Annotated in this window: 5 protein-coding genes; all 5 read left to right on the top strand. The window is 31.9% G+C overall.

The genetic code is table 11. The features are described from left to right. Positions 1-140: 140 nt before the first annotated feature. Positions 141-2,438 carry a major capsid protein gene (locus QZ306_RS10300; RefSeq protein WP_295163599.1) on the top strand — a complete coding sequence of 766 codons (2,298 nt, stop codon included), beginning with the start codon at positions 141-143 and terminating at the stop codon, positions 2,436-2,438. Positions 2,439-2,552: 114 nt separating this feature from the next. Further along, positions 2,553-2,867 carry a hypothetical protein gene (locus tag QZ306_RS10295; RefSeq protein WP_295163597.1) on the top strand — a complete coding sequence of 105 codons (315 nt, stop codon included), beginning with the start codon at positions 2,553-2,555 and terminating at the stop codon, positions 2,865-2,867. Next, on the top strand, positions 2,867-3,670 hold the full coding sequence (locus QZ306_RS10290; protein WP_295163595.1) for a hypothetical protein: 804 nt from the start codon (positions 2,867-2,869) through the stop codon (positions 3,668-3,670). The genes QZ306_RS10295 and QZ306_RS10290 overlap by 1 nt, the downstream gene beginning before the upstream one ends. 152 nt (positions 3,671-3,822) lie before the next feature. Then, positions 3,823-4,968 carry a hypothetical protein gene (locus QZ306_RS10285; protein WP_295163593.1) on the top strand — a complete coding sequence of 382 codons (1,146 nt, stop codon included), beginning with the start codon at positions 3,823-3,825 and terminating at the stop codon, positions 4,966-4,968. A gap of 427 nt (positions 4,969-5,395) precedes the next feature. Next, positions 5,396-5,744 (top strand): hypothetical protein (locus QZ306_RS10280; protein WP_295163591.1); only part of this gene is annotated, 349 nt, incomplete at its 3' end.

Raw genomic sequence — 5,744 nt, 5'->3', positions numbered from 1 at the left:
ATTGATGGCTATATTACTATTGATTCAGATTATTTAAGTGCTATTGATTCAAGTAATTCAAATGATGATTTTGAGTCTTTGTCTGGTCCTTTTTCTCGTAAACAGATTATTTCAAAGGAATCTAATAAAGGTTAATTTTTATGCGCAATTATGATGTTATTAATGGTTTAGATCCTAAATATAATGCTTTTGATTTATCTCATAATCATTATACTACAATGCCTTTTGGTTATTTAGTTCCTATCGCTTGGTTTGAATGTATTCCCGGCGATATACATGATTTAAACGTTCAAGCTTTAGTCCGCTGTATGCCTTTGCTTGCTCCTATTATGAATAATATTACATGCGAGGTACATGCTTATTTTGTTCCTTATAGGCTTCTTGATGATAATTTCGAGGCTTTTTATACTACTGTAGACCCTAAAACTATACCGCCTAAATCTTATGATCGCCCGCTTCCTACTTGGTGCAGTTTTACTGATGTTAATAGCGGAGCTCCTACTGGTAAGCTTTCAAAAGATGTTGTTTTTAAAAGCGTCGGTATTACGCCTAGTCCTGATGGCGGTCCCCTTCCTGAGGGTTCGACTCTTCATAATGGCTTTTATGCTTATGTTAAAGTTCCTGTTAATGCTAATATGGCTCCTTATGAACCCGGATATAAATGGCCTCCTAGGCTTGTAAGAACTGTTGATCATTCAATTATTGATCCTAACTTTTATTATAATTTTGCGCTTGCTCATTCTACCCCCGCAGTATCTAATTGTAAATCTTGGTTCGATAATTCTTCGAATGTAGATTATGTTACTTGTACTTTTGAATATACTGCAGTGTTAAATGATGACGATTTATTTTCTTATGATGGAGTTACTACAACTATTAATTCATCTAGCACATTAATAAAACATGTTGAAAAATTATACAAAAAATTTAAAGATGATTCTGCTTATGAAGCTGTTTTTAATTCTATGGGTGTTAAATATGTTGATATTCCCGGAAGTAATTCTAAGAGGTTTGTAGCTGACAAACTTGATCAGTATTTAAAGGATAAGTATGATTTATTTACTGTGCCATTAGATAAATATGCCCCTTGTTTATGGGATTGTTTCGGCTTTTCTAGAGAGTTCGACGGTACTAAAAATATAAATGCTATTCCTTCGACTGTTTTGCCTTTTGATTTACTTCGCAGAGCTTATTATTTTATATATAATGAATGGTATCGCGATGAGAATCTTCAGAGGCCTATAGATTTTAAATCAATTAATTCATCTGATGCGCTTCTTCAATGGTGTCTTCGTTCTTCATGGCGTAAAGATTATTTTACAGCTGCTTTTTATTCCCGTCAGAAAGGTATTGCGCCCGCTATCCCTGTAACTGGTTCTGCTACTGTTGATTTTCTTCTTGGAAATGGTTCGCCCTCTTTGCCTATATCTAGAGTCGATATTAATGACTTTTATATTCATAATAGTGATCGTACTGGTCAGCTTCATGCTGGTCCCGGCGGTTCTAATTGGATTAATGTCGGAGGTCCTGGTCCTACTTATGTCAGCGGACAGAAATCCCGCATTACTTTAACAGGTCAAGTTAAATCCGATTCACAGAATTCTTTTGTTGATTGGCTTAATAGAAATAATAAAATTGATGTTTCTAATCTTATAAGTTTAGATGTTTCAGATGCTCGCGATATGTTTGCGATTCAAAGGTTCTTCGAGTCTCTTATGCGTGGCGGTTCCCGATTTATTGAAATGCTGCAGTATCAGTGGAATGTAAGCCCTTCTGATGCTCGTCTTTCTCTTCCTGAATCTATTGGACAATCATCATTTAATATACAGATTTCCGAAGTTCTTCAGAACTCTGCAACTAATGACGTCAGTCCTCAAGGTAATCAGACCGGCCACGGCTTCAGCTTAACCGATTCCGGTTCTCTTGGATCTTATAAGGCTGAGGAACCCGGAGTCATTATGTTTATTGCCCGTATTATGCCTCCTGCTGTATATTCTCAGCGTTTGCCGCGTGAAGTTATGCGTAAGACTTTATTAGAACAGGTGAACCCGCATTTTATGAATTTGTCTTATCAAGGCATATTACAATCTGAACTTTATGCAACAGGTAATTCCGATGAACTTCAAGGAGATCAGAAAATATTTGCTTTTCAGGGTCGTTACGATGAGCTGCGTGAAAAGCTTTCATATGTTTCCGGTGATTTTTATGATACTGATCTACAAAGTTATTTAATTTTTAGAAAGTTCTCGAATCCTCCCGCATTAAATAACGACTTTATTTCTTGTGATCCTGATGAAGGTGATCCGTTTAATAATAGTATTTTTGTTGTTAATGATGAGCATCCCTTTTTATGTAACTTTTATTTTAATGTTAAGGCTATGAGGAAGATTCCTATTATTTCAATGCCCGGTTTATTAGATCATGTTTATGGAGGTTGATAAATGTATTTTAGATCTAAGTTTTCTTATACTCGTACCCCAAAATATTATAGTACTGTTGATAATGTTGAGCGTGAGAGCTATGTACCTCTTTCTATACAATACGAACGTTTAATGCTCGCAGGTGTTCAAAGGGATTTAGATAATTCTAATCAGTATTATTATGAGTATAATGATTTTGTTTCTTCTGGTGATAGTATTGAAGATTATGCAGGCGACAATTTACACCCTCATTATATGGATAAAAATGAGGCTTTTGCGCTTTATCGTAGGAAAGTAGAAAAAGTAAAAAGATTTGATAAACAGGAAGAAAAATTAAAGTATCTCCGTGAAGAGTTTAAGCGTCATGAGTCTGAAATCGAATTAAAAAGACAGGCTATTAACGAATATAAAGCTGAGCAAGATGCTAAAAATAGGAGTCTTCAATAATGTCTTTTGATCCTTTTAGTGCTTTTACTGGTATATTTACCGGTATTGGTGATTTAATTCAGAATAAGAAAAATTTTAACCTTCAGAAAGAGCAATTTAATTATCAAAAAGAACTTAACGAAAAAATTATGCAGCGTGAAGACTCTGCTATTCAGCGCCGCGCGGCTGATATGAAGGAAGCAGGTTTTACTAAATGGGGAGCTTCTGGTTCTCCTGCTGCTTCTACTCCTGTAACTTCTGCCCCTGCTCCTCAGTCTAATATTGATTTTTCAGGTCTTTTAAACTCTCTTGCTGGCTTTATGAATGCTCGTACACAAGCTAAAGCTCAGAAGGCTGATGAACGTTTAAAGAATCAGGAAATTATTAATATGCAGGATGAATTAAAAAGTAATGATATTAATAGAACTAAAGCAGTCTCAGAAACTAATTTAACAGATAAACAGCGTGAACGTTTGGAGAAAGAAATAGAAGACCTTGAACATAATAGAGAGTTTAATAGGGCTACAGGTATAAGTAAATATGAAATGGAACAATATAAAGAGCTTAATGTAAGTTTTAGTTTTTTAAAACGTCTTTCTGCAGGCAGTTCCGGACTTAGTAAAGTTATTGCTAAGTTAGAAGGTACAGGCGAATTTAATGTTAATGGTTCTGTTAATGTTGCCTCTCTTATTATGTTTTTTTGGCGTTCGGTTGATGTTGCTCGTATTGGTATTAGAGGAGCTTCCAAGTTATTTAATGATTTAAAAAATAATATATTAGATAAAATTCCTCTTGGTAATGCTAATTTTGATTATTTGCCCTAATTATGTGTTTTAATAGTAAGTTGCTCAAGGTTCATTATTATGATCGTTATTCTTGTACTTATGTTTATAGATATATTAACGTTAAGTGCGGTCGTTGTGCTTCTTGTATTTCGGAGCGTGCTCGAATTAACTCCGATGACATTATTAATGAGTTGCCTTATTATAAACATGGTGAATACGGTGCTTTTGTTACTCTCACGTATGCCCGTCCTAGTTCTCCTGATTTATTTAATTATAAATGTGGCTTTACTTATGATCCTATATCTTTAAGGCCTACTCTTGATAAACAGCATATTATTGATTTTAAAAAGCGTCTTAGACGCCGTTTTTCTTATCATTTAGGATTAAAATTAAAAATATTTATGTCTTCTGAATATGGTTTAAAGTCTAATAATAATCCTCATTATCATTTTATAATATTAGGTTTAAACCCTCGTATTCCTCAGCATGTAGCCTTTATAAAATCTTGTTGGAATTATGGTCATGTTGATGTTAAATTTGTATCTGATAAGTCTATCCGTTATTGTACTTCATATATGTCTAAATCTCATGATTTTAAAACAGGCAGAATTAATAAATCTGATTTATTTGAGTATGATATATATAAATTGACTGCTTTGCTTGAAGTTAAATTATTTGATTATTTAAATGATTTATTTCCGCATAGAGATATTAATTTTAATAATCTTTTGTTTTCCCGTAAATTAGTAGAGTCTATTTATTATTTTGGTTATTCTGCTATTGAAGATAGATTTTTAAAAGATTTTTATAATTATTATTTTATACCTTATTGTAAAAGTATGAAATTATTAAAAAATAATGGTTCTTTCCGTTTCCGATATGTCGATTTTTATAATTGGAAGTATGGCAGAGCTTTAGAATTTCGCAGTAAATCCCCTAATTTTGGTAAATCTTGGATTTTAGATAATTATGATTTACTTATTCAATCAGATCATATTTTTACCCGTCGTGAAAAAAGATATTTATTAAAATATAATCCTGATTTATTAGATGAGATTGAAGAACATAATTATGAGGTTATTAAAAAACGAGCAAAAAATAATTTTTATGATTATTTAGAGACTTATAATATTAATGTTTCTGACCTTAAATTAAAAGATGATATAATTTTATACAGCGATTTAGATAAATATAATATTTATTTATATAGTAATTTTGATTCTATTATTTCTAATGAACGTTTAGAGTTGGAAAAATCTTTTAGAGATTGTCATAAAGAATATATTTATAAGCTTCAATTAAAACGCTCAAATATTCCAATTCCTGCGGTAGCATAGCCGATAGGCTTCATATTTTTCCAAGATTTTTAACTTTTCCTTAGGAAAAGTGTTAAAAAAATCTTGCTTTTTTTTAAATATTCTGTTATATATTATTTATATTAATTTGTTTAAGTATTTTGTTATGTGTTCCGAGTAAAATACGGGAGGTATTTTACTCGGTGCGCTTAAATGACTTGATTATCTAAGCGCATTTGACACAGATGTCAAAAACTAAAGGAGTAATAAAAATGGAATTTGATATTGTTTCCCTTATAACTGCTATATGTCAGAGTATTATAACTATAGTAGGAGTCCTTTTTGGTACTTCTAAATTATCTAAAAAATAGGAGTCTTACATGCCTAAAATTAAAAATTATAAAATTAATGCTTCTCAAAAATATTTGTATATGAAGAAGTCTAAAACAGGTTTAGGAGGTCGACGCAGATGAGTTCCAGAGTTAATTTATATACTGTTTATGATCGGGTTTCCCGATTGTCTTCTTCTCCTTTTACAGCTGCTTCGCATTATGATGCCTATAAGCAGCACGTTACTTCATTTCAATTATCATTAGAGCATAATAAAAATTTAAATTTTGATGATTTTGAATTACATTATATCGGCTCTTATAATCCTAAGTATGTACTTGAATCTGATTCTAAAATACTTGATGATTCTTTAATTGGAGCTATGGGCGATAAATTTAGCGGTACTATTCAATTGTATGAAGCTAATACCAATATTGATGGCTATATTACTATTGATTCAGATTATTTAAGTGCTATTGATTCAAGTA

Source organism: uncultured Brachyspira sp. (genome assembly GCF_910588665.1).
Classification (GTDB): domain Bacteria; phylum Spirochaetota; class Brachyspiria; order Brachyspirales; family Brachyspiraceae; genus Brachyspira.
This window is presented reverse-complemented; position numbering and strand designations above follow the sequence as displayed.